The organism is Arcobacter sp. AHV-9/2010 (genome assembly GCF_004116575.1).
GTDB classification, from domain to species: domain Bacteria; phylum Campylobacterota; class Campylobacteria; order Campylobacterales; family Arcobacteraceae; genus Aliarcobacter; species Aliarcobacter skirrowii.
Genome location: NZ_PDKH01000001.1, coordinates 257,007 through 281,390, shown reverse-complemented (window position 1 = coordinate 281,390; position 24,384 = coordinate 257,007). Strand labels below are relative to the sequence as shown.

22 protein-coding genes are annotated in these 24,384 nt (G+C 26.5%); 19 read left to right on the top strand and 3 right to left on the bottom strand.

Annotated features, from left to right (window positions below):
* The first annotated feature begins 3 nt into the window (after positions 1–3).
* From CRU94_RS01495 to CRU94_RS01450, 10 genes are all read left to right on the top strand, one after another.
* On the top strand, positions 4–822 hold the full coding sequence (locus tag CRU94_RS01495; protein WP_129105055.1) for a 50S ribosomal protein L11 methyltransferase: 819 nt from the start codon (positions 4–6) through the stop codon (positions 820–822).
* Positions 823–825: 3 nt separating this feature from the next.
* Entirely contained in the window at positions 826–2,868 is a 2,043-nt protein-coding gene (gene ftsH, locus CRU94_RS01490; protein WP_129105054.1) for an ATP-dependent zinc metalloprotease FtsH, read from the top strand.
* Between the two features lie 288 nt (positions 2,869–3,156).
* Positions 3,157–4,710 carry a 2-isopropylmalate synthase gene (locus CRU94_RS01485; protein WP_129105053.1) on the top strand — a complete coding sequence of 518 codons (1,554 nt, stop codon included), beginning with the start codon at positions 3,157–3,159 and terminating at the stop codon, positions 4,708–4,710.
* A 12-nt stretch (positions 4,711–4,722) separates the two neighbouring features.
* Positions 4,723–5,058 carry a thioredoxin family protein gene (locus tag CRU94_RS01480; protein WP_129105052.1) on the top strand — a complete coding sequence of 112 codons (336 nt, stop codon included), beginning with the start codon at positions 4,723–4,725 and terminating at the stop codon, positions 5,056–5,058.
* Positions 5,051–5,470 (top strand): heme-binding domain-containing protein, encoded by a 420-nt coding sequence (locus tag CRU94_RS01475; RefSeq protein WP_129105051.1) that lies wholly within the window; start codon positions 5,051–5,053, stop codon positions 5,468–5,470. The genes CRU94_RS01480 and CRU94_RS01475 overlap by 8 nt, the downstream gene beginning before the upstream one ends.
* Positions 5,470–8,424: a MutS-related protein gene (locus tag CRU94_RS01470; protein WP_129105050.1), complete on the top strand. Its 2,955-nt coding sequence runs from the start codon at positions 5,470–5,472 to the stop codon at positions 8,422–8,424. The genes CRU94_RS01475 and CRU94_RS01470 overlap by 1 nt, the downstream gene beginning before the upstream one ends.
* 63 nt (positions 8,425–8,487) lie before the next feature.
* Entirely contained in the window at positions 8,488–8,964 is a 477-nt protein-coding gene (locus CRU94_RS01465) for a Wzz/FepE/Etk N-terminal domain-containing protein (protein WP_129105049.1), read from the top strand.
* A gap of 161 nt (positions 8,965–9,125) precedes the next feature.
* On the top strand, positions 9,126–9,725 hold the full coding sequence (locus CRU94_RS01460) for a MarC family protein (RefSeq protein ID WP_129105048.1): 600 nt from the start codon (positions 9,126–9,128) through the stop codon (positions 9,723–9,725).
* The gene (locus tag CRU94_RS01455) at positions 9,725–10,327 is read left to right on the top strand and encodes a hypothetical protein (RefSeq protein WP_129105047.1); all 603 of its coding nucleotides are present in this window, start codon (positions 9,725–9,727) and stop codon (positions 10,325–10,327) included. Before CRU94_RS01460 ends, CRU94_RS01455 begins: the two co-directional genes overlap by 1 nt.
* Positions 10,328–10,335: 8 nt before the next feature.
* A complete protein-coding gene (locus CRU94_RS01450) occupies positions 10,336–11,022 on the top strand; it encodes an SDR family oxidoreductase (RefSeq protein WP_129105046.1) in 687 nt (228 codons plus the stop codon).
* 47 nt (positions 11,023–11,069) lie between these two features.
* On the opposite strand, the gene CRU94_RS01445 is transcribed toward CRU94_RS01450, so the two are convergent.
* Both CRU94_RS01445 and CRU94_RS01440 read right to left on the bottom strand, forming a co-directional pair.
* The gene (locus CRU94_RS01445; RefSeq protein WP_129105045.1) at positions 11,070–12,929 is read right to left on the bottom strand and encodes a GGDEF domain-containing protein; all 1,860 of its coding nucleotides are present in this window, start codon (positions 12,927–12,929) and stop codon (positions 11,070–11,072) included.
* 82 nt (positions 12,930–13,011) lie between these two features.
* Complete coding sequence (locus CRU94_RS01440) at positions 13,012–13,389, bottom strand: hypothetical protein (protein WP_129105044.1); 378 nt, start codon at positions 13,387–13,389, stop codon at positions 13,012–13,014.
* Positions 13,390–13,555: 166 nt separating this feature from the next.
* On the opposite strand from CRU94_RS01440, the gene CRU94_RS01435 reads away from it, so the two are divergent.
* Positions 13,556–14,125 carry a precorrin-2 dehydrogenase/sirohydrochlorin ferrochelatase family protein gene (locus CRU94_RS01435; protein ID WP_129105043.1) on the top strand — a complete coding sequence of 190 codons (570 nt, stop codon included), beginning with the start codon at positions 13,556–13,558 and terminating at the stop codon, positions 14,123–14,125.
* On the top strand, positions 14,122–14,622 hold the full coding sequence (locus CRU94_RS01430) for a tetratricopeptide repeat protein (RefSeq protein ID WP_129105042.1): 501 nt from the start codon (positions 14,122–14,124) through the stop codon (positions 14,620–14,622). Before CRU94_RS01435 ends, CRU94_RS01430 begins: the two co-directional genes overlap by 4 nt.
* Position 14,623: 1 nt before the next feature.
* Here CRU94_RS01430 and cobA read toward each other — a convergent pair whose 3' ends face one another.
* The gene (gene cobA, locus CRU94_RS01425) at positions 14,624–15,355 is read right to left on the bottom strand and encodes a uroporphyrinogen-III C-methyltransferase (protein ID WP_129105041.1); all 732 of its coding nucleotides are present in this window, start codon (positions 15,353–15,355) and stop codon (positions 14,624–14,626) included.
* Positions 15,356–15,436: 81 nt separating this feature from the next.
* On the opposite strand from cobA, the gene amrA reads away from it, so the two are divergent.
* The 7 genes from amrA (at position 15,437) to CRU94_RS01390 (ending at position 24,324) form a co-directional block, all read left to right on the top strand.
* A complete protein-coding gene (gene amrA / locus CRU94_RS01420) occupies positions 15,437–16,015 on the top strand; it encodes an AmmeMemoRadiSam system protein A (RefSeq protein ID WP_258237350.1) in 579 nt (192 codons plus the stop codon).
* Positions 16,012–16,800, top strand: a complete 789-nt coding sequence (gene amrB / locus CRU94_RS01415) for an AmmeMemoRadiSam system protein B (RefSeq protein WP_129105040.1) — start codon at positions 16,012–16,014, stop codon at positions 16,798–16,800. The genes amrA and amrB overlap by 4 nt, the downstream gene beginning before the upstream one ends.
* 130 nt (positions 16,801–16,930) lie before the next feature.
* A complete protein-coding gene (locus CRU94_RS01410) occupies positions 16,931–19,465 on the top strand; it encodes a methyl-accepting chemotaxis protein (protein ID WP_129105039.1) in 2,535 nt (844 codons plus the stop codon).
* Positions 19,466–19,715: 250 nt separating this feature from the next.
* Positions 19,716–21,734 carry a TonB-dependent receptor gene (locus CRU94_RS01405; RefSeq protein WP_129105038.1) on the top strand — a complete coding sequence of 673 codons (2,019 nt, stop codon included), beginning with the start codon at positions 19,716–19,718 and terminating at the stop codon, positions 21,732–21,734.
* Complete coding sequence (locus CRU94_RS01400) at positions 21,709–22,260, top strand: hypothetical protein (protein WP_129105037.1); 552 nt, start codon at positions 21,709–21,711, stop codon at positions 22,258–22,260. The genes CRU94_RS01405 and CRU94_RS01400 overlap by 26 nt, the downstream gene beginning before the upstream one ends.
* Positions 22,257–23,642: a sensor histidine kinase gene (locus CRU94_RS01395; protein ID WP_129105036.1), complete on the top strand. Its 1,386-nt coding sequence runs from the start codon at positions 22,257–22,259 to the stop codon at positions 23,640–23,642. Before CRU94_RS01400 ends, CRU94_RS01395 begins: the two co-directional genes overlap by 4 nt.
* Positions 23,635–24,324 carry a response regulator transcription factor gene (locus CRU94_RS01390; RefSeq protein ID WP_164966548.1) on the top strand — a complete coding sequence of 230 codons (690 nt, stop codon included), beginning with the start codon at positions 23,635–23,637 and terminating at the stop codon, positions 24,322–24,324. Before CRU94_RS01395 ends, CRU94_RS01390 begins: the two co-directional genes overlap by 8 nt.
* Positions 24,325–24,384: the final 60 nt, after the last annotated feature.

Below are 24,384 nucleotides of genomic sequence, written 5' to 3'. Positions count from 1 at the left end.
TTTTTGACACAGCAATATTTTGAATTAGAGATTTTCCCTCAAAAAGATTATGATGTTTTTTTAGATTTAGTTGAGAGTATAGTTGAAGATGCTATTGAAGAGAGTGAAAAATCGATTATTATTAGAAGTGAAGATAGTTTAGAAGATATAAAAGAGGCTATAGAAAAGTTTAGCAAAGCAATAGGTATAGAGTGCCAAATTTTTTATGAAAAAAAAGATGCAGTTGATTGGATAAAAAAATATCAAGACTCAATAAATCCAGTTGAAGTTGGAAATTTTTATGTAAGACCATCTTGGGTAGAGAAAAAAGATGGAAAAATAGATATTTTAATAGACCCTGCACTTGCCTTTGGTTCTGGTCATCACGAAACAACTTCATCATGCCTTTTGGCAATTGATGAGTTTGTAAAAAAAGATGATACTTTGCTTGATGTTGGAACAGGAAGTGGTATTTTAGCAATTGCTGCAGCAAAAAAAGGTGCAGTTGTTGATGTTTGTGATACTGATGAGATCTGTATAGAAAGTACTCAATCAAATTTTACTTTAAATGGTGAAAAAATAAATAATTCATGGATAGGCTCTGTTAATATTGCAAATAAAGAGTATGATGTGGTAATAGCAAATATTATTGCAGATATTTTAGTTATGATTTCAAGTGATTTAAAATCAAAACTAAAAAAAGATGGAATTTTAATTTTATCTGGAATTTTAGATAAGTATGAGGGTAGAGTAAAAAGTAGTTTTAGTGATTTAAAAGTTTTAAAAATAGTTCAAAAAAATGAGTGGATAACACTTATTCTACAAAATAGTAAGGAGATTTAATTTATGAATAAACAGCAAAATAATAACCCAAACAACAATCAAAATAACAACAATAACAACAATTTTTTTAATAATAATCCACTTTTGATTTTTGTTGCATTCTCTTTAATCACAATTTTTGTGTTTAAAACAATTTTTCCTGAGAGTGAATCAGGTGCAACAAATTCACAAATGCAATCTTATGGAAGTAGTACTAATAAAACTGTTCCATATTCAGAACTTAAAAAATTAATTTCTAGTGGAAAAATAGAGTATGTAGGTATTGGAAATACTCAAATTAGAGCTATTAGCAAAAATGATGGTATGCAAAGAGTTACATATACAGCTAGAAGAGTTGTACCTGATGAGACACTAATTAGTGAATTAGAGAAGAGAAATATCTCTTATGGTGGAATAAATGAAGAGAATGTTCTATCAGATATTCTTTTTGGATGGGTTTTACCGATATTCTTGTTTTTTGCTATTTGGATGTTTTTGGTTAAAAGAATGCAAAAATCAATGGGCGGTGGTTCAGGAGGAATCCTTGGAATTGGCTCATCTAAAAAAATGATAAATTCAGAAAAACCAAATGTAAAATTTGCTGATATGGCTGGAAATAAAGAGGCTAAAGAAGAGGTTAGAGAGGTTGTTGATTTTCTTAAATCACCAGATAGATATGTAAGACTTGGAGCTCAAATTCCAAAAGGTGTTTTACTAGTAGGTCCTCCAGGTACTGGTAAAACTCTACTTGCAAAAGCAGTTGCTGGTGAAGCAGATGTTCCATTTTTATCAGTTTCTGGGTCTGCATTTATTGAAATGTTCGTTGGAGTTGGAGCTTCTAGGGTACGAGATTTGTTTGAGCAAGCAAAAAAAGTAGCACCTGCAATTATCTTTATAGATGAGATTGATGCAATTGGAAAAAGCAGAGCTAGTGGCGGACCTATGGGTGGAAATGATGAGAGAGAACAAACACTAAATCAGCTTTTAGCTGAAATGGATGGATTTTCTACTGAAACAGCTCCTGTAATAGTATTAGCTGCTACAAATAGACCTGAAGTTTTAGATCCAGCTCTTTTAAGACCAGGAAGATTTGATAGACAAGTTTTAGTTGATAAACCTGATTATGAGGGAAGAATTGAGATTTTAAATGTACACATTAAAGATGTAAAAGTAGCAAAAGATGTGGATTTAAAAGAGGTTGCAAAGATGACAGCGGGGCTTGCAGGAGCTGATTTAGCAAATATTATAAATGAAGCTGCACTGCTTGCAGGTCGTGCAAACAAAGATGAGGTTGAGCCAAGTGATTTTAAAGAAGCAGTTGAGAGACAAATAGCTGGACTTGAAAAAAAATCAAGAAGAATATCTCCAAAAGAGCGAAAAATAGTTGCATATCACGAAAGTGGACATGCTTTAATAGCTGAAATTACAAAAGGTGCTAAAAAAGTAAATAAAGTATCTATAGTTCCAAGAGGTTTGGCTGCACTTGGATACACTTTAAATACACCTGAAGAGAATAAATATTTAATGCAAAAGCATGAGCTTATAGCCGAAGTTGATGTTCTTTTAGGTGGAAGGGCTGCTGAAGAGGTATTTATAGGAGAAATTAGTACGGGTGCTGGAAATGATTTAGAGAGAGCTACAAATATTATAAAATCTATGGCAACTATTTATGGTATGAGTGATATAGCTGGGCTTATGGTACTAGAAAGAAGAACAAATCAGTTTTTGGGTGGACAAACTCAAAAAGATTTCTCAGATTCTATGGCAAAAGATTTAGATTATCATGTTAAAAACAGTTTAAATGAAAGATATCAAATTGTGCTTCAAGCTTTAAGAGATAACAAAGATGCAATTGAACAGATGACATCTGAATTACTTGAAATAGAGGTAATAACAGGTGAAAGAGTTAGAGAGATTATAAAAGCACATGGTGGAAAGGTTTTTGAGGATGAGGATTTACATAGTGATGCTTTAGATAAAGAGAGTGCTGAAGTAAATAAAGATTCAAAAACAAAATCAAATATTGATTTAGATGAAGGCTCAAAAGATAATAAATCTGAAAATTAAATATTAGAGGTTTATCCTCTAATATAGAATATCTTACTAAATAATAAAAATTATCCTTGACAAAGTTAAAAAAATAAATTATACTTCCAAACTTAATTAAAAAAGGAGAGTAAAATGAAAATATTTATTATTTCAAAAAGCAATTTTCTAAAAAGTGTAAACTCTTCTTTCCTACTCTTAAACCTACTCAAATTTTAATTTAAAATTAAATAAGTTTTAAAAAAATCTGTTTTTCTTTTTTTATTTAAAAAAAGATATAATCAAAAGTTAATTTAAAAGGTAAATATTATGGATAAAAATAAAATTATTGTATTTGATACTACTTTAAGGGATGGTGAACAAAGCCCTGGTTGCTCTATGAACACAGAAGAGAAGTTAAGAGTTGCTTTACAGTTAGAAAAATTGGGAGTTGATGTTATTGAAGCTGGTTTTGCAGCAGCAAGTCCTGGGGATTTTGATGCAGTTACACAAATTGCAAAAACTATTAAAAATTCTAGCATTTGTTCGTTAAGTAGGGCTATTGAAAATGATATAAAACAGGCTGGAATGGCTGTTTCTCATGCACCAAAACATAGAATTCACACATTTATTGCAACAAGTCCAATTCATATGAAATATAAATTAAAGATGAGTCCAGATGAAGTTATAAAAAGAGCTGTTCATGCAGTACAATATGCTAGAACTTTTGTAGATGATGTTGAGTTCTCTTTAGAAGATGCTGGAAGAAGTGAAATACCTTTTATGAAAGAGGTTATGGATGCAGTTATAAGTGCAGGTGCAACTACAATTAACTTGCCAGATACTGTTGGATATAGATTACCAACAGAGTTGGGTGCAATGGTAAAAGAGTTAAGTGAATTTGCGAAAAATAGAGCAATAATTTCAGTTCACAATCACAATGATTTGGGATTAGCAACTGCAAACACTTTAGCAGCTGTTTTAAATGGAGCTAGACAAATTGAAGTTACAATAAATGGTTTAGGTGAGAGAGCTGGAAACTCTGCTTTAGAAGAGGCTGTAATGGCTATAAAAACTAGACGAGATGTATTTGGAGAGTTATATACATCTATTAATACACCTGAAATTTATGCAACTTCAAGATTAGTAGCAACAATTACAGGAGTTGAACCACAACAAAACAAAGCAATTGTTGGTAAAAATGCTTTTGCTCATGAGAGTGGAATACACCAAGATGGTGTTTTAAAACATCAAGAGACTTATGAGATTATGAGACCAGAAGATGTTGGAGTTATTAAAGATAGCACATTGATTTTAGGAAAACATAGTGGTCGAGCGGCATTTAAAGATAAAATTGCACAATTGGGATTTGATGCGGTTAGTGACGATGAGTTAAATAGTTCATTTGAAAGATTCAAGGCCTTAGCTGATAAGAAAAAAGATATAACAGATGATGATGTTAGAATGTTAATCACTGATGAGGCTTTAAACCATGATAAGATTTATGATTTAGTAGGATTACAAATAAGTGATTGTTCAGAAGGTTTACCAATGGCTGCTGTTTCAATTAAATTTGAAGATAAGATTATAAAAGATGCAGGTTTAGGTGATGGAACTATGGATGCTATTTTTAAAACAATAGATAGAATCACTGGTTTTGCAGGTGAACTAAAAGATTATAAAGTTATATCTGTTAGTGAAGGTAAAGATGCTTTAGCAAAAGTTACAGTTAGAGTTACTTTTGAAGACAAAAACAACTCTTTTGTTGGTCATGGATTAAGTATTGATACAATGCTTGCAACTGCAAAAGCATATATTGGAGCTTTAAACTCATATTTATCACAAAAAAATAGACTTACTAAAAATTGTGGTCATCAAATATAAAATTTCTAAATTATGAGAGAGCTAAGTAGTAAAGAAGAGATTTTAGATATATTAAAAAAAAATCAAGCAGTTATGTTATATTTTAAAGCAAATAACTGCTTGGTTTGTGAAGTTTTAAAACCAAAAATAGAAGAAAATATCTCAAGAAATTTTCCAAAAATTGAACAAATAGTAGTAAATAGTAATTTAAATTTAGAGTTAGCATCTTTTTTTAATATCTTTTCAAGTCCAACAATATTGATTTTTTTTGAAGGAAAAGAGTTCAAAAGATATAGCAGAAACATAAGTTTAGATATTTTTAATAGTGATATAAGAAGGTTATATAATATGGTGTTTGAAAATGATTAGATTTTTAATAATTTGTTTAATACTTTTTGTGTTAATGCAGTTTATAAGACCACAAAAAGTTGAGTTTATTGAAGATAGTAGAAAAGAGATAGTTGCTTCAAAAGAGATTAAAGATATTTTAGTAAAAGCTTGTTTTGATTGTCACTCAAACAAAATAGAGTATCCATGGTATTCAAATATAGCACCTTTTTCTTGGGTTGTTATAAGACACACTACAAATGGAGTTAGAGCTTTAAATTTTTCTAATTGGGAAGATTACAACTATACTATAAAAGAGGAGAAGCTAAAAGCTATTTATAGAACAGTTCATGCATCTATGCCACTTCCTGCATATACATTAGTTCATAAAGATGCAGATCTTACAAAAGAAGAGAGAACTATGATTAGAGACTGGACTGGAGTTCGAAGATAGTGAGAGAAGAGGTTAGTGAACTATTAGAAAATAGAAGCGAACTTTTAACAATTACATATTTTAAACTCCAAAAACTTTTTCAAAAAAAGTATGGAAATAATGCACTAGTGCTTATGGAGATAGGTACATTTTTTGAAGTTTATGAAGTAAATAATGATGATGAGAAGATTGGAAAAGCAAAAGAGATAGCAGAGCTTTTAAATATTCAACTAACTAGAAAAAATAAAAATATCCTAGAAAACTCTAAAGAGAATCCTATAATGGCAGGAGTTCCTGCAATATCTTTTGAAAAACATTTAGCAAGGATTATTGCAGAGCAAAAATATACTATTGCAATTATTAGACAAAAAGGAACACCTCCAAATGTAAGTAGATATTTAGATGTGGTTGTAAGTCCTGGAACAAACTTTGATTTTGTAATAGATCAAGATGAGAATTTTATCACTTCAATTGTAGTAGATCAAATAAGAGGAAACTACTTAATAGGTTATAGTGCAATTGATGTAACAACAGCAAAGTGCTACTATAATGAAGTTTTTGGAACTGCCGAAGATAAATTTTTTGCACTTGATGAGATATTTAATTATATGAATATGCATAAAACTAGTGAAGTAATAGTTACAATTGCAGATAAAAATATAAACCAAAAAGAGGTAGTTGATTATTTAGAGTTAGCTTTTAAAAGTTACCATCTAAGAACTTATAGACCAAAAATATCATATCAAAATGAACTTTTTAAAAATGTATTTAATATTGAGTCACTTTTAACTCCAATTGAACATTTAAATATGGAGTTAAGCCCACTTTCAAGTGAATCTTTAGCTATTTTAATTGATTTTGTATTAGCTCATGATAGTGCAATTATTCAAAAACTATCAAACCCAATAAAACTTGATGTAAGTCGATATATATATCTTGGAAATAATGCCCTAGAGCAGTTAAATATAATAGATACAAGCCATAGTCCAAGTTTAATAAAACTTATAAACAACACTTCAACAGCAATGGGAAAAAGAGTTTTAAAAGAGAGACTTACAAATCCAATCAAAGATACAAAAGAGCTTTTAAGAAGATATAAGTTATCACTTGATTTATATGATTATCACAATCCAATTGAAAATGAACTAGCAAATATTTACGATATTGAAAGGCTTACAAGAAGAATCAAGTTAAATAGACTTCATCCATTTGAGTTAAACTATTTATATGACTCACTACTTAGTATAAAAGAGTTAGTTAAATTTATGGAGAACTATAAATTTGTAACTCCTCCTTGTAGTAGTGAAGAGATAAATATATTTTTAAACTCAATTAACACTACTTTTGATTTAAGTGTAAGCGCTAGATTTATGCTAAAAGATGTTGATACAAATATGATAACAAGTGGCATAAACTCTTTAATAGATGAGTTAAACAAAGAGAATGAAGAGCTTTTTTTTAAACTTGAACTTCTACAAACTCATATATTAAGTTTTTTCAAAACAGATGAGAAGAGTTTTGTAACAATAAATCGTCTTGATAAAGAGGGTTTTTTTATCTCAATTACAAAAAATAGATACAATCTTATAAAAGAAGAACTTCTAAAATCACACCTAATAATAGATGATAAACTACTACTTTTTAAAGATTTCTCTATTAAAACACAAACAAATAATATAAAAATCTCTTGCGAATTTATGAATGATATATCTGATAAATATGTACATAATATTAGAAAAATTGTTGAGATAAATAAGCTTGTTTTTAAAGAGAAAATAGAGGAGTTTGAGAAAAAATTTGCAACACTTTTAGAGGAGTTGGTTCTTTTTATTGCTGAAATAGATGTAACAGTTTCAAATATAAAAACAGCAAAAAAACATAACTACACTTGCCCAAAAATAGTTAAAACAAAAGATGATGAGAATTTTTTAGAGTTAATTGACTTAAGACATCCAATAATTGAAGCAAATGAAGATTATGGAGTTTATGTTCCAAATGATATTTTATTAGGAGAACTCTCATATACTTCAAAAGATAATTTAGAAAATCTAATATATAAAAACTCAAATCCAATAAATTTGCAAAACAATAAAATGCATGGAATACTTCTTTTTGGAATAAACTCTTCAGGTAAATCTTCACTTATGAAAGCTATTGGAATAAGTGTGATTTTGGCACAAGCAGGTTTTTTTGTACCTTGTAAATCTATGAGATTTTCAATTTTTGACTCTATTTTTACAAGAATTAGTGGAGCTGATAATATTGCAAAAGGATTATCAAGTTTTGCAGTTGAGATGATGGATTTAAAAAATATATTTAATCGAGCAAATAAAAAATCACTAATTTTAGGTGATGAGATAAGTCATAGCACTGAGACTTTAAGTGGTCTTAGTATAGTTGCAAGCTCTATTTTAAAATTGGCTAAACTTGAAGCTCTGTTTGTATTTGCAACTCATCTTCATCAACTTCCTACTATTCCTGAGATTGAAAAACTTAAAAATATAATCTGCCTTCATTTGGCTGTTATGTATGTTGATGATGAGGATAAACTTATTTTTAATAGAAAATTAAATTATGGAAGTGGTTCATCAATCTATGGTTTAGAGTTTGCAAAATCTTTACATATGGATAGAGAGTTTTTAAGTGTTGCAAATGATATTAGAAAAAGATTGGCAGATGATTATACAAAAGTTGAAAGAGTTTCACAAAAACAATCTTCAAAGTATAATAGCAATCTTTACACAAGCACTTGTATAATTTGTGGTCGTGCTTGTGATGAGGTTCATCATATAAAAGAGCAAGTAAAAGCAAATAAAGATGGCTTTATAGGTCATATAAATGCAAATCATAAATACAATCTAATTCCTCTTTGTAAACTGCATCATAAAATGGTTCATGATGGAAAGATAAATGTAAATGGTTTTGTAGCAACTTCAAAAGGACTTGAACTTCACTATACAATGATTGAAGAGTAGGTTAAGTTTTAATTAATATTTAGATAGAATCCAAACTTTAAATAGATAAAAGGGGAATTTTATATGCAAGAGAATAGATATTTACAAGAAGATGAGATAGATTTAAGAGAGCTATTTTTCACACTTTGGGAGAAAAAAGTTTTTATTATACTATTTACTTTAGTAGTTACTTTAGCTTCAATTATTTATGTATTACAAAAAAATCCAACACCAATTTATCAAGGTAGTATAAATATAGAGATTGGAAAAATTCAAAGTGAAAATTTTGGAGATAAAATTATAGAAGCTCCTCAAAATTTGGCTTATATTATTGGTTTAGAGTTTCCAGTTAATGCAAGTTTGGTTAAAGGAACACAATCTTTAGTGCAAGTTAAATACTCAAATACAAATAAAGATGAGATTATTTCAACTTTAGAAAAAGTAAAAGATTTTATTATAGAGAAACATAAAAATGAAACTACTTTTTATCAAAATAAAATTATGACAAAACAAATAGGGGGGGGGTGTTGCAATCTTAGATACTCCCATAAATCAACCTAAGAAAAAACTAATAGTTGCAGTTGCATTTGTAACAGGATTTATTCTTTCAATCTTTTTAGTGTTTTTCTTAAAATTTATAAAAAAAGATTAAACACTCTTTCATATTATAAAAGTTAGAATAAGCCAAAATTTAACAATTTAGCTTATTCTAGGAAAATTAAATGGACTTTTTCATTGCCACTTTTTTAAAGATGTTTTTTATTATGACACCTTTTTTTGTGCTTAGTGTATTTTTAACAATCACAAGCGAAGCTACTATTGGTGAAAAAAGAAAATTAGCCATAAAAGTTACTTTCTCTGTTGTTGTTATAGCTTTGATACTCTTATTTTTTGGACAACATATCTTTAAAGTTTTTGGTATTACTTTAGATGCTTTTAAAATAGGAGCTGGAGCTTTGCTATTTTTAACAGCAGTTGGACTTATTTATGGAAATAAAGATGGGCAAAAACCAACAGATAAAAATCTATCTGATTTAGCAGTTGTTCCTTTGGCTCTACCTATTATTATTGGACCTGGAACAATTGGGGTTTTGCTTGTTATGGGAGCTGAGTTTGATAGATTTTCAAAACTTTTAACAGGAAGTTTAGCACTTTTATGTGCAATTTTGCTAATAGGTACAATGCTATATTTATCAAGCTTAATAGAGAAATTTATAGGAAAAGATGGCTTATTAATAATTTCAAAAATAACAGGACTTTTTTTAGCAGCTTTGTCTGCTCAACTTATGTTTGATGGAATCAAAGGATTCTTGGGATTATAGTGTTAATAAATAGTAAAATCTTAAAAAATTTATCATTTTTAATCTCAATACTCTTTTTAATATATCTATTTTATTTAATATATAACTCTTTTTTTATAGTTAAAAATCAGTTTATAGATATTGGAAACTCTACATATGTAAATCAAGTAAGAGTTGATGATTTTACAAATGAGTTAGCACAATTTTTAACAAAAGATTGCAAAAATAATAAAATTTGTGAAGTTCAATCAATGCTTGATTTTGTTACAAATATTCCATATAAAATAAATGAAAATGTTGCAAAAAATCCAAAAAAAGTTGTAGAGCAAAACTTTGGAGATTGTGATGATAAATCAAATCTTTTGATTTCACTATTAAAAGTAAAAGCTTATGAAGCTTATTTTGTTTTGGTTCCAAAACATATTTTTGTAATTATAAGTTTAGAAGATTTAAAAAATAAAAAAGCTTTTTATATAAATGATAAAAAATTTTATATTTTGGAGACAACAGCAAAAGATTCTAAAATAGGCTTTCCATTAAAATATAAATTAAATGAGATAGAAGCTATTGTTGATCCATTTATAAATAAAAAATTAGTTATAAATAGTATTGAGTATAAATAAGGAGATTTATGAAAACAGTTATAATAACAGGTGCATCAAATGGAATTGGAAGAGCAATAGCTAAAAGTTTAAGAAAGAAATATCATATTATAAATATTGATATTGTTGAAAAAAGTATAAAAAATGTTGATTTTTATAAGTGTGATTTATCTATAAAGAGTGATTTAATAAAAACTATAGAGAAAATCAAAGAGAAAAATTTAAAAATTTTTGCTTTGATAAATAATGCTGCTATATTTTCACACAAATCTTTAGATGAACAAGAGATAGAAGATTGGGAAAAAATAATAGCTACAAACTTAAGTGCACCATATATTTTATCAAAAGAGTTTGCTAGTTTTTTAAAAAATTCAAAAGGTCATATTATAAATTTATCTTCAACGAGAGCTTTGATGAGTGAATCTGGAACTGAAGCTTATAGCGCTTCAAAAGGTGGTATTAGTTCACTAACTCATGCTTTATCAATATCTTTGGCTCCATTTGTTAAAGTAAACTCTATAAGCCCTGGTTGGATAAATACAGATAAAAAATATATTTCTACAAAACAAGATGATACTCAACACCCAAGCGGAAGAGTTGGAACAACTAGTGATATTGTAGATGTTGTAAAGTTTTTATTAAAAAATAGAGGTTTTATTACAGGAGCTAATTTTGTGGTTGATGGTGGAATGAGTAAAAAAATGATTTATGTTTAAATAAAACAAAATAGATCAAAGTCTATTTTGTTTTAAAATATTTTCTGTTAGTACTCTGATTTATCACCATTTTTCAAAATATCTTTTGAAAATCTAACAACTTTATTTCTTCCAGTTGCTTTTGCTTCATATAAAGATATATCAGCATATTTTATACATTTCCAAAATTGATCTGTATCTGTTGGAAAGTATGAGTATCCAATACTTACAGTTTTAGAGAAGTTATCATTCCCATAATTAAATATAATTTTTGAGAAATCTTTATTGATTTTATCTGCTAAATCTTGAGCGCTTTGTAAAGTTGCATTTTTCATTAAGATTAAAAACTCCTCTCCTCCATATCTAATTAAAGTCTCATTTGCTCCTATTGATTTTTTCATTGTAATTGCAAGTTTTCTTAATATATCATCGCCAACATCGTGTCCATATGTATCATTTACCATTTTAAAATAATCAATATCTAAAAACATAATTGCATAAACAATACCATCTTTAATATCAGAAGATAGTTGTTTTTCTACAATTTCATCAAGATATTTTCTATTATAAAGCCCCGTTAAAGAGTCTGTTAGATTTTTTTCTCTTAATGCTTCCATTAAAATTTTACTCTCTAAAATTGGTTTTGTCTCTTCAAGATATTTTTTAATAATTCCAATTTTATACTTTAAAGAGTTTGATTGCTCCTCATTTTTAGAGATAATTTGTATTACAAGATTTCTTTGATCATTTATATAAAAAGGGATACAAACATAACTCTCATTGCTATCTTTGCATTTTGCAACTCTACAAATTTGAGGGAAATTTTCAGATGCAACTATATTGTTTAATCTTTCAGCTCTACAAAGCTCTTTTATATTTTGTTTTAAATCACAACAAGCAATCACACCTTCTGTTGCAAAAATAGTTTTTCTTATATCTTTTATTAAATCAGTTTCAAATATTAAAAAATTCTCAATCTCTAATTTATCTTTTAAAACTAAAACCAGTCTATGATAGATATCATCAATAGTTAAATCATTTTCAATAGTTTTTTTATAGTGATAAATTTCACTAATATCTTCAATAATCTCTTTAGCACTTATTAACTTATCATGATTTATATTTGAAGCTCTATTGTGAACAAATGAAGTTAAGTTTTTTTCAATTCCTGTTAGTACAGTTTCAAGCTTTTCTATTAGTTCATTTAACCAATTTGATACCTCTTTATCCTCTTTTAATACACCAGCATTTGCTCTAATAGAGTAATCACCTTCGTGAACTTTTTTTAATACATTTGCTAAAGAGTCAAAAGAGTTTGTGTATGGAGTTATTTTTTTTCTAATAAAAATTAAAAAAACAATTAAAAATATAGATATTGTTCCAATAATATATAGTAAAACCATTATATTTGAACCTCTATCTTCACTTATATCAAAGCTTAAAGAGATAGCTCCTAAAACCTCTCCCTCTTTTGCATTATGACATGAAAGGCAGTTTGGTTTATCTAATGATGATGCTGTATATGGAATTGTAATTCTAAGATTTGCTGTGTATAAAGACTCCTCTATTACAATCTTTTCAACACCTGTTTTTAAAACTTCTAAATCAATATTATCTCTTGGATTTTCATTTGCTAAAGAAGAGTTTCCAAACTGATTACTAACACTTTTTGATCTAACAAGCCACAAAGATTGTACATTTTTTAGTTGACTTATACTATCTAAGAAGACATCTCTTTGAGACATATTTCCATTTACCATGTGAGAGGTAAGAGAGTTTTTAACTATATCAGCAGTCAAGTAGGCTTTTTTCTTAACACCATCATATCCAATCTGCCTAGAACCAATTGCAACCAAAACAACAATAATGGAAGTCAATAATACAACAATTGAAAAAATTATAAGTGTTATTTTTGTGTTAGATCTCATTTTTTTCCTTAAAGGTCAAATAGTGGGAATATTATCTAAATTTTATTTAATAAAAAAATTATAAAATTCATTTTAAACTACCTTATTCAATATTTTCAATAAATTTAAAACATCTTGCACTATGAAAATTTTTAAAATATTCAGGATTTTCAAATATATGATTTTTTAAACTCCAGCCATCTTCTATGTGAACTAGAGTAGTCTTTAAAAATAGTTTATTTGTTCTATTTTCACAAACTATTGCTTCACCATTTAAAAATAGTTTTTCAACTTCATACATTCTTTTTGTAACCATTTTATAGTTTGCAAATATTGCTATAGAGAAGATAATAAAGGCTAGAGGAAAAAAAATCTTAAAACTATTTTTTGGAGAGAATTTTCTAGTTGTAATAACAGCTATAACAAATAAAATAAAAATTGACATAGCAATATAAGGGGCTTCTAATTCTAAAAATAACATTTTGTAATCCTTTAATATCTGTTTGATTACCCCTATTTTTCAAACGAAATATTATAGTATATAAATCTATTTTTTCAAAGTTTTTTAAAATCTTTATTTATAAATTAAGATTTAATAAATAATTATTGGTTAAAATCAAACTTAAATTTAAAATTAAGGGTAGATTGTGTCATATTTCCCAGCTTTCATAAAGTTTGATGATAAAAGAGTTTTAATAGTTGGAGGAGGAAATATTGCATTAGAAAAGTTGGAGCATCTTTTAAATTTTTCAAAAAATATAACTTTAATATCAAAAGAGTTTAATAGTGAAGTTAAACAGATTATTGATGAACAGAATCTTAAGTTTGCAGTAAAAGAGTATGAAAAAGGTGATATAAAAGATTTTGATGTTGTAATAGCGGCAGTTGATGATAAAGCACTGCAAGAGAGCATATATTTTGAAACAAGAGATTATAAAATTCTTTGTAACTGCGTAGATTATAAACAGTATTGTGATTTTATCTTTCCAGCATATATAAAGCAGGGTGATTTAACAATTGCAATTTCAACAAGTGGAGCCTCTCCAGCTTTTGCAAAAAATTTTAAAGAGTATATAAAAAATTTAATTCCAAGTGGTGTTGAAGAGTTCTTAAAAGAGTTAAAAGAGCTACGAACTACAATGCCAAAAGGAAAAGAGAGAATGAGATTTTTAGATAAGAAAGTAAAAGATTTTTTTAAATCAAAAGAGAGTATATGAAAAAAGCTATTTTTATAACTCTTATTTGTGCATTAACACTATTTTCAAAAGGTGTTGATGATGCTGTTTATGCCTTAGATAAAAAAGATTATAAAAAAGCATTTGAGATATTTTCAAAATATGCAAAATATAAGAATAGTTTTGCACAGTTTAATTTAGGAATGATCTATTATGATGGTTTGGGAAGAAAAAAAGATATAAACAAAGCGATATCTTTTTTTGAAAGTTCTGCAAAAAGTGGTAACTTAGAGGCTCAAAATATGTTGGGATATATCTATTTTTATGGAAAAAGAGTTTCAAAAGATTATAAAAAAGCTCTTTTTTGGTATGAAAAAGCTAGTTTACAAGAGGATAGCTTGGCTCAATTTTATGTTGGACAAATTTATCTTTTAGCTTTTGGTGTAAAAAAAGATATAGAAAAAGCTAAAATAATGTTTGAAAAATCTTGTGAAAATGGTTATGAAAAATCTTGTTTAGAGAGAGATAAACTAGATTAAACTACATAAACCAATTTAAATCTTCTCTTAAATTTACAACATCTCCTACAATAATTATCGCTGGAGTTGGCATATCTTTTGCTTTTAAAACAATATTTTCTATATTTCCAGTTACAACTTTTTGATTTTTTGTTGTTCCATTTGAAATAACCGCACAAGGTGTATTTTTATCTTTTCCAATCTCTATTAATTTTTTACTAATTAACTCAATATTATGTAAACCCATCAAAAAAACTATAGTTTCATTATTTTGAAAACTACTCCAATCAATAAAGCAGTTTGATTTATTTGCTGATTCATGACCAGTAACCACTCTAAAAGAGCAAGTAAGACCTCTTTGAGTTACTGGAATTCCAGCATATGCAGGTACACTTATACTTGAAGTAATTCCTGGAATTATCTCAAAAGCTACACCACGCTCTTTTAAGTATAAAGCCTCTTCTCCGCCCCTTCCAAAAACAAAAGGGTCACCACCTTTTAATCTAACTACTATCTCATATTTTTTACTAGCTTCATAGATTATCTCATTTATCTCATCTTGTGAGTTTAAATGATTTCCAAACTCTTTTCCTACAAAAATAAGTTTGGCATCTTTTTTTGCAAGTTCTAAAATCTCTTTATTTACTAATTTATCATAAATTATTACATCCGCTTTTTTTATAATATTATGAGCTTTTATAGTTAAAAGCTCAATATCACCAGGACCAGCACCTGTTAAATATACTCTACTCATCTATTGCCTTAATAAAATCTTATAAATATTATAAATATTTCTAAAGATAGACTTTTATCAAAATAGAACTTAAAGAGATATTTGATTAAACTTAAAACAAAAAATAAAAGAGATAAGATGAATAAAGAGTTACTAAAAGATATTGCAAAGCAATCTATAAAAAGTAAATTTGATAATACTATTAAAATCAATAAAGAGAAACTTCTAAAAGAGTTTAGCTTTTTAAATGAAAAAAGAGCAACTTTTGTAACTTTGACTTTAAATGGTGAGTTAAGAGGGTGTATTGGAAGTTTAGTTGCAACTAAAACTTTGCTTGATGATTTAATTTCAAACTCTTATATGGCAGCATTTGAAGATCCTAGATTTTTTGAGCTAAGAGATGAAGAGTTTGAAAAAGTAGATATAGAGATATCACTTTTAACAATACCTAAAAAGATTGATTATTTTGATTTTAATGATTTAAAAAAACAAATTATTCCAAATAAACATGGAGTTATTTTAGAATTCAAAGCTAAAAGAAGCACTTTTTTGCCTCAAGTTTGGCAACAGCTACCAAGCTTTGATGACTTTTTCTCACAATTGTGCTATAAAGGTGGTTTTGAAGTTGATGAAAATTTCAGACCAGATGTTTATATTTATGAGGTTGAAAAGATAAAATGAGTATTAGAAAAAGTGTAGTTAGCGGAAGTTTCTATCCAAATGAAAAAAGAGAGTTATTAAACTATTTTGAAAAGTTTAATCAAGAAAAGAGCAGTGATTCAAATTTAAAAGATATAAGTGCAATATTAGTTCCACACGCTGGATATATTTATAGTGGTTTTACAGCTAATAAAGCTTTTAAAGTAGCATCTTTAAAAAACTATAAAAGAGTGCTTGTGATTGGACCTTCACATAAAGTTTGGTTCAAAGGTGCAAGTGTAGCTTTATATGATTTTTATGAGACACCATTTGGAGATTTAAAAATAGATTTAGAGTATTCAAAAGAGTTATTAAAAACTTTTGATTTTTTAACTTTTGAAGAGGAGTGTAGTTTTGAACACTCAACAGAGGTTCAAGCACCATTTTGTAAATACTATTTTAATAGTGCAAAAATTGTAGAGATAATTTATGGTGATATCTCAAGTGATGATTTAGTAAAACTTTATGAATATATACTAAAAGATAGCGATAATTTATTGGTAATTAGCTCAGATTTAAGCCACTTTTACTCTTTAAATGATGCTATGAAACTTGATATAAATTGTTTAAATGCAGTTAAAAATTTTGATTTAAAATCTTTAGAGTTTTGTGAAGCTTGTGGAAAAACTGCAATTGAAGCAATAATAAAATTAGGGATAAAACAAAATTTCAAATCCAAACTTTTACACTACTGTACAAGTGCTGATATCTCAAATGATAAAACGAAAGTGGTAGGATATACAAGTGCAATTTTTACAAAAGAATAATTTAGAAATAATCTTAAAATTACAAGATGGTTACCATTTAATAACATCTTGATTACAACTCATTTTTTATCAAGCTAGTTTAAAATCTTTAGGATATATTTTCCAAAAATTAAGATTTTAGGAAAAGTATATGAAAAATTTAAAATTAAGAAATAAGATATTTTTAATTTTAGCTCTTCCAATGATTGCTATTTTAACTCTTACATCTTTTTTAATTGTTGAAAAAATAGAGAATGTTTCAAATATGAAAAAGACATCAAAATATATCAATTTTACAGTTGAGATACTGCAAGTTTTAAAAAATCTACAAATTGAAAGAGAAGTTGCAATCTCATATTTAAATAGTTATGGAGATAGTAAAGAGGCTTTAGATAAGCAGATAAATCTTAGTTTAAATAGTGAAAAAAAATTAGAAGATTTTATAAGAAATTTTGATTTAGCAAAAAATGATTCTCATCTTTTAGAAAAAATTGAGATTTTGAAAAACAGTTTAACTTTATTGAAAGAAAAAAGAGAGAATATATTTAAACAGAGTATTCATAGCAAATCTATTGAAACTTTTTACAGCGAAATAATTTTAGATTTAATCTCTTTTTTTGATGAATTAATAGCATATTCAAATAGTAAAGATCTTTTAAAAGCAACTCAAACATATATTTTGAGTGTTAAGATTATAGAAAAAATCTATCAAGAGAAGAGTTTGGTTGGCGATATTTTTAAATATAAAAAGATTTTAAATGATGATTATAATAGATTTATCTCACTACTTACTTTTCAAGATGAAAATATTAAAGAGTTGAAAAAAAATTTAACACAAAATCAATTGGATTTTTATAATTTACAAACTAACAATAGAGCATTTTTAAATATAGAAAATTTAAGAGAAGTTATATTTTTAAAAGCAAAAAAAGATGAACTTATAAATAGTATGATACAAGGTTTTGGATTTGGTGGCTTGATTTATCACTACAATAGTTTGATTTTGACAAATGATGAGAATATATTAAATCAAATTCAAAGTGATCACACAAAAATATTAAGAGCAATAAGAGAGTATAGAAAATTTGCATTACAAGATGATGAGAAAAAGTTTTTAGCAGATATTCAAAATAGTATTGATTTATACATGGAAAGAGCTTTTATAAGTGATTATATAAGTGATACAAAAAATATGGATAAAAAAACTTTAGATGCTTTTGATTTTTTATCAAAAAATATTTATGGATCTGATTTAAAAAAATGGATAGATAGTTCAAATGAGAAGATTTTGGTCTTTATGGGATTACAAAATAGAGTATTAGAAGATACACTTATGTATATTGAAAACAAAATTATCAAACTTGATAAACAGATAATTTTATTTATAATATTTTTAATTGCTCTAATTTCAACTATTTTTATAGTAATTTTACTAATGACAAGTAACATCACAAAAGCTATTAAAAAATTTGAGAATAATTTAAATCAATTTTTCTTTTACTCAATGAAAGAGAAAGATGAGATTAAATTAAATCAAATTAGTGGAAAAGATGAGTTTGCTTTGATGACAAAAAATATGAATGAGCAGATTTTAAAAATAGATAAGATTACAAAAAATGATAAAGATATAATTTTAAAAATTACAGAAGTTATGCAAAGAGTAAATTTGGGATATTTTAATGTTTCAATAGAGGCAAAATCATCTACAAAAGAGCTTCAAACTTTAGTTGAGATTATAAATAAAATGTTAGAAAGCACAAGAGTTAAACTTGATAGTATAAATCTTTTATTAAATCAATATAGTAAGGGTAATTATGAGTTTAAATTAGAAGATTATCAAACAAAAACTATGCAAGGAGATTTTGGGATACTTTATAAATCTACAACTTTTTTAGCAAAAACTATATCATCTTTGATAGCTATGATTGAAAATGCAGGAGAAAATCTTGAAAAAAATACAAAAATTTTAGCTAACTCTTCAAATGAACTTGCAATCTCATCTTCAAATCAAGCTACATCTTTGAAACAAACATCATCTTCGCTTGATCAAATAACACAAAATATAAAACATAACAATGAAAATATTAGTAAAATGAATCAAATTTCAGATGAGTTAAGTAGTGCTGCTATGATTGGAAACAAAGCTGCCAAACAGACATTTGTTTCAATGGATGAGATAAGTAAAAAAGTAAAAGCTATAAATGAGGCGATTGTTATTATTGATCAAATAGCATTTCAAACAAATATTTTAAGCCTAAACGCAGCAGTTGAAGCAGCAACTGCTGGTGAGGCTGGAAAAGGTTTTGCAGTTGTTGCTGGTGAAGTTCGAAATCTAGCCTCTAAGAGTTCAGAGGCTGCAAATAGGATAAAAAATTTAGTAGAGAGTGCAAATATTGAAGCAACTGATGGGAAAAATATTGCTGATGATATGATAAGAGGGTATGAAAATTTATCTTCAAAAATATCTTCTACAAAAGAGATTATTGAAAATGTTACAATTTTTAGTAAAGAGCAGGAGTTGGCAATATCAAAAATTAATCAAACTCTAGCAAATCTTGATGAAACTACACAAAAAAATGCGCAAACTGCATCAAATATAGACTCTTTATCAAATGAAGTATCAAATCTATCTGATAAATTACTAGAAATTACATCATCTTCAAAAATTGAAAACAAAGATTATTAGAAGTAAATCTAGCTTCTATTTTGATACTATAATCTTTCTATTTTTGGCTATTTTTTGGTTTTTGCTTATTTCATATCCCTCATCTTATTTTAATGCAACAAATATAAAAAAAGTTGAACTAGCTTTTCATGAATATTTAGGAATTTTTTATTCATATATTAAAAGTGATATTTAGAAATTTTTTAAAAACATCACACTTCATCACACTTTTTAAATATAATAGTAAAAAAATTTAAATTAAGTAGGGAAAATGTTTTTTAAAAGAGCTTTCTTAATCTATGTTTTACCAAATTTATTGTTTTCTTATGAGTTAGAAAATATATTAAATAACTTAAATAAATATAGTGATAAAACACACTTAAATATAGATTATAAACCAACAGCTATGACAGTTTTATATGCAAAAGATTTAGAATCTTTGGGTGTACAAACATTATCCGAAGCTTTGGATTTTATTGCTGGAATTCAGACTAATACAGGAACCTCTATTAGCTCGATCGTATCTGTAAGAGGATATTCTCAACCTTTTAATGCAGTTTTTGAAAAAATCGGTTATTTTATAAATGGAGTTAGTGTTAGTTCAAATTATTATGAAAACTTCCCTATTAGTTTAATTGATAGAATTGAAATATCAAAAGGTGCAGCATTAGGTTTAAGTAATCCAAATAGTTTTGTAGCTAGTATAAATATTATTACAAAAGATAAAAATAATATTGCTATTGGAACAGGAAGTTTTGATAAAAGAGCTACATCTATAATTATAAATGAAAAATTATATTCTTGGGATATTGGTTTAGATTTTTATTATTTAAAAGATAATAAAAAAGTAGATTCAACAAGTGCAAATTTAACTACTGAATTTTTTGGACTACCTTTTGATAGGAAAAAAGAGTCTTTGGAAGGGAAAGAAGATATTAATTTTGGATTATCTTTAAGAAATGGTAATTTTGAGTTTGCAAATAGATATATAAAAAATCACAAGCAAAATAACTATGGGTTTTTTAACTATTTAGATTTTAGTGAAGATGGATATACGGAGTATGAAACTTTTGCTAGTGAACTAAAATATATAAAAGATATATCACAAAACAATAAGCTAGAAACAAAACTTGGCTTACTGCAAAATAATTATAAGTTAAATACATATTTTTATAAACTTGAACCAAATAACTCTGGATTTTATAATCCACATTATAAAGTTAATTATACCCAAAGAGAGAGTTACTTATCGCTACTATTAAAAAATAGAACATTTAATAATCACGAAATAGATTATGGAGTTTATGTTTCAAGAAGTTCTATACTAAAAAATGACTTTTATACAAATGTAGATAGTCTATATAATATAGGAGATTTTATACCTTCATATGACACATATTTACCAATTTCTCCAAACCTTACAAAATTTGATGGGAAAGATGGTTTTATAGGTAATACAGATAGTAAAACAAATATCTCTTACTATTTTAATGATACATATTTTTATAGTGATAACTTAAGTTTCTCTTTTTTAGCAAAGGTTGATGATTATGAAAACTATAAGCCTACTACAAATTTTAAATTAGGTTCTGTTTACTCAAATGACAATATAAATATTTATAAATTTGTACTTTCAAGAACAAATAAAATACCCTCACTATTAGAAAGTTCCATGGTAGGACATCTTGGAATATTTGGAAATAGTGATTTAAAAGCAGAGGAGATACAAAGTGCAGAGCTTATGTATATTTATGGAGAAAATAGTAATAAACTTAAGGTAAATCTCTACTATTCAATATATAAAAATTCTATAGGTTTAATTCCTTATGCTAATAATACATATAAATATACAAATAAAAATGAAGATGAAGAGAATTATGGAATTGAATTTGAGTATAGTAAAATCTTTGAAAATAGGTCAAAACTACTATTAAATACAAGCTACAATAGTTTTATGTATAAAAGTAGTGATACAAATATAAATACTCCAATAGTTTCAAAAGTAACTGCAAATATAGGGTATATTTATCCAATAAATTCAAAATTTAGTTTAAGCTCATATACAAAATATTATGGAAAAAGAGAAGTTTTTGGAGATAATAAAGCTATTCCTGATGTAGTATTGTTTGATTTAGGAGCTTCATATAATTTTACAAAAAATGCCAAACTATCTTTAAATGTAAAAAATATTCTTGATACAAAGCATTACTATTGGGGACATAGCACGACAGATGAGAAGATGTTAAGAGAAGGAAGAACTTGGTTTGCAAGTTTTAGTTATGATTTTTAAAAAACTATTTCTCTTGTCATGTTTGACTTTTTCTTTATTTGCAAGTGGAGTTTATAACTCAAATCTTTTGGATTTTCAAGCAAAAGTATTTCCAAAAATTATAATCTCTGATAATGATTTAAAGATTAAACTCTTAGAAAATAAAGTAGTTTTAACAATACTTTATGAAGATATAGATTTTAATACAGCACAAAATTTGAAAGAGAATATAGAGAAAAATTATAAAACTTTAAAAGAGTATTTTCTTGAAGTAAATCTTCTAAGATATGATGATTTTAAAAGTAGCAATATCTCAACAGCTTACTTTTTTCTACTTGGTAAAAAAGATGATATTTCAAGAATTTCTTCAAATTTGATACAAAATAATAGATTGAGTTTTACTTATGATGATAAATATTTGAATTTTGGAGTTATTTTTGGTCTAAAAATTAGCCAAAAAGTGGATATATATTTAAATCTTCAAAATCTAAAAGATAGTGAAATAGAGCTTCAAAACTCTATATTTAATGTGGCGATAATAAAATGAAAAATCTAAGCGTTGTTACACAAATTGTTATTATAAATATTATAGTTATGAGCCTTTTTATAGGAGTATTTATCTATAAAAACTATACTATTGTTTCAAATCAGCTAGTTTTACTTGAAGCTGAAAAAATGGATTCAATAGTAAAAACAATAGCTCCAATAATATCTATAAATCTCACATTGAGCTTAGAAAACAATAACAAAGAACTTATAAATGAAACTATTCAATCTCATAGTGAAATAATTGCAATTGAGATTTTAGGGCTTGATAAAAAGGTACTTTATAAAAATTCAAAAAAAAATATAAAAAATGAAAAAGTATATATTGCTGCTTTAAATGATACTTTTTTGAAAGAAAAGATTGGGGATTTAAAAGTTTATTATAACTTTTCATCTATTTATTCACAACTTTTGAGTAAGTTTAATCAATTTATAGGATTTATTGCTATATTTTTTATAATCTCTTTGCTTATATCTTCATTTTTAATCAAATACAGCCTAAAACCCCTAATGCAACTAAAAGATAAAATGCTAAATTATAGTTTAAATAACAAAACAATTTTCAAAGAGGATAGTTTTAAAAATGAAGTTTCGGCTATAAACAATAGTGCATATAAGATGATAAAGAAAATAGAAGAGGAAGTTGAAAAAAGAATTATATATGAAAAAGATATTATGCAAAAAAATCGTTTGGCTTCAATGGGAGAAATGCTTGATAATATCGCTCATCAATGGCGACAACCTTTGATGAAAATAAGTGCAATTTTACTAAATACAGATAGAAATATAGAGCTTAAAAACTATGATGAGAAGTATTTGAAACAAAAATTAGAAGATATATCAAATACAGTATTTTTTATGTCAAACACAATAGATACATTTAGGGAATTTTTAAATCCAAATAAAGCTAGAGAAAATTTTGAAATCTCACAAGCTTTGGAAAAAAGCTTGAAAGTTTTAAATATATCTTTAAAAGATATAAAAATAAATTTAAACAAAAAAGAGATTTACATAGATGCCTATGAGAGTGAATTTATGCAAGTTATAATCTCTATTTTATCAAACTCCATAGAGATATTTAAAGAAAGAGATAAATATAGATATTTAAAGAAAGAGATAAATATAGATATTTATGAAAATATAAATAGTATTTTTGTAGAGATAGAAGATAGTGCAGGAGGAATAGATGATGATAATATTGAAAAAATATTTGACCCATATTTTACTACAAAGCATAAAATAGGTGGTACGGGAATGGGACTTTATATTGCAAAAATTATTATGCAAAGTAGTTTTTTTGGAGATATAAAAGTAGAAAATAGCAATTTTGGAGCAAAATTTATTTTAAATATTACAAAAGAAATAGGAGAAAATGATGAGTAGCAAAGATAGTCTAAAAAACTTCACCTTACTTTATGCAGAAGATGATGAAGCTATTTTAAAAGATATGTTGGAGTATTTTAAAAGCTATTTTAAAGAAGTTTTTGTTGCAAAAAATGGTAAAGAGGCACTAGAACTTTATAAAAAACATAAGCCAGATGTTTTAATACTCGATATTTATATGCCATATTTAAGTGGAATGGAACTTACAAAATATATTAGAGAAAATGACCATAAAACAAAAATTGTATTAATCACAGCATTTTCAAAAGATAGCTTAATGCTAGAAGCTATAAATATAGATGTAAACTACTATATTATAAAACCAGCAACATTGAAAAAAATAAAAGATATGCTTGATAAAATCTCTATTGATTTATTAAGAAGTTCTGAACAAATAATAAGATTTGATGAAAATATATATTTTAATCAAAGCAATCAAAAACTATATAATAAAGATATTGAGATAAAACTAAGTAAAAAAGAGAGTAATTTGCTAGAGTTATTTTGTAAAAATATAAATCAATCTATAACTATTGAGGATATTATGGTTTGTTGTTGGGAGAATTTTGATATTGAAATTTCAGTTGAAAGTGTCAAATCTTTGGTTAGTAATTTACGAAAAAAACTTCCTAAAGATAGTATTATAAATATTTATGGTGTTGGGTATAGTTTGAAAATATGATAAAAATACTTATTGACTTATAAATAATACATAGATATAATAAGCAAAAAAGTAAGGAGA

What these genes read in the sequence shown, in the direction of transcription:
- CRU94_RS01465 (WP_129105049.1), top strand. Translation starts at nt 8,488, where the DNA reads ATGCAAGAGAATAGATATTTACAAGAAGATGAGATAGATTTAAGAGAG.
- cobA (WP_129105041.1), bottom strand. Translation starts at nt 15,355, where the DNA reads ATGAGTAGAGTATATTTAACAGGTGCTGGTCCTGGTGATATTGAGCTT.
- CRU94_RS01410 (WP_129105039.1), top strand. Translation starts at nt 16,931, where the DNA reads ATGAAAAATTTAAAATTAAGAAATAAGATATTTTTAATTTTAGCTCTT.
- CRU94_RS01440 (WP_129105044.1), bottom strand. Translation starts at nt 13,389, where the DNA reads ATGTTATTTTTAGAATTAGAAGCCCCTTATATTGCTATGTCAATTTTT.
- CRU94_RS01475 (WP_129105051.1), top strand. Translation starts at nt 5,051, where the DNA reads ATGATTAGATTTTTAATAATTTGTTTAATACTTTTTGTGTTAATGCAG.
- CRU94_RS01430 (WP_129105042.1), top strand. Translation starts at nt 14,122, where the DNA reads ATGAAAAAAGCTATTTTTATAACTCTTATTTGTGCATTAACACTATTT.
- CRU94_RS01405 (WP_129105038.1), top strand. Translation starts at nt 19,716, where the DNA reads ATGTTTTTTAAAAGAGCTTTCTTAATCTATGTTTTACCAAATTTATTG.
- CRU94_RS01480 (WP_129105052.1), top strand. Translation starts at nt 4,723, where the DNA reads ATGAGAGAGCTAAGTAGTAAAGAAGAGATTTTAGATATATTAAAAAAA.
- CRU94_RS01485 (WP_129105053.1), top strand. Translation starts at nt 3,157, where the DNA reads ATGGATAAAAATAAAATTATTGTATTTGATACTACTTTAAGGGATGGT.
- CRU94_RS01395 (WP_129105036.1), top strand. Translation starts at nt 22,257, where the DNA reads ATGAAAAATCTAAGCGTTGTTACACAAATTGTTATTATAAATATTATA.
- ftsH (WP_129105054.1), top strand. Translation starts at nt 826, where the DNA reads ATGAATAAACAGCAAAATAATAACCCAAACAACAATCAAAATAACAAC.
- CRU94_RS01450 (WP_129105046.1), top strand. Translation starts at nt 10,336, where the DNA reads ATGAAAACAGTTATAATAACAGGTGCATCAAATGGAATTGGAAGAGCA.
- amrB (WP_129105040.1), top strand. Translation starts at nt 16,012, where the DNA reads ATGAGTATTAGAAAAAGTGTAGTTAGCGGAAGTTTCTATCCAAATGAA.
- CRU94_RS01445 (WP_129105045.1), bottom strand. Translation starts at nt 12,929, where the DNA reads ATGAGATCTAACACAAAAATAACACTTATAATTTTTTCAATTGTTGTA.
- CRU94_RS01460 (WP_129105048.1), top strand. Translation starts at nt 9,126, where the DNA reads ATGGACTTTTTCATTGCCACTTTTTTAAAGATGTTTTTTATTATGACA.
- CRU94_RS01390 (WP_164966548.1), top strand. Translation starts at nt 23,635, where the DNA reads ATGAGTAGCAAAGATAGTCTAAAAAACTTCACCTTACTTTATGCAGAA.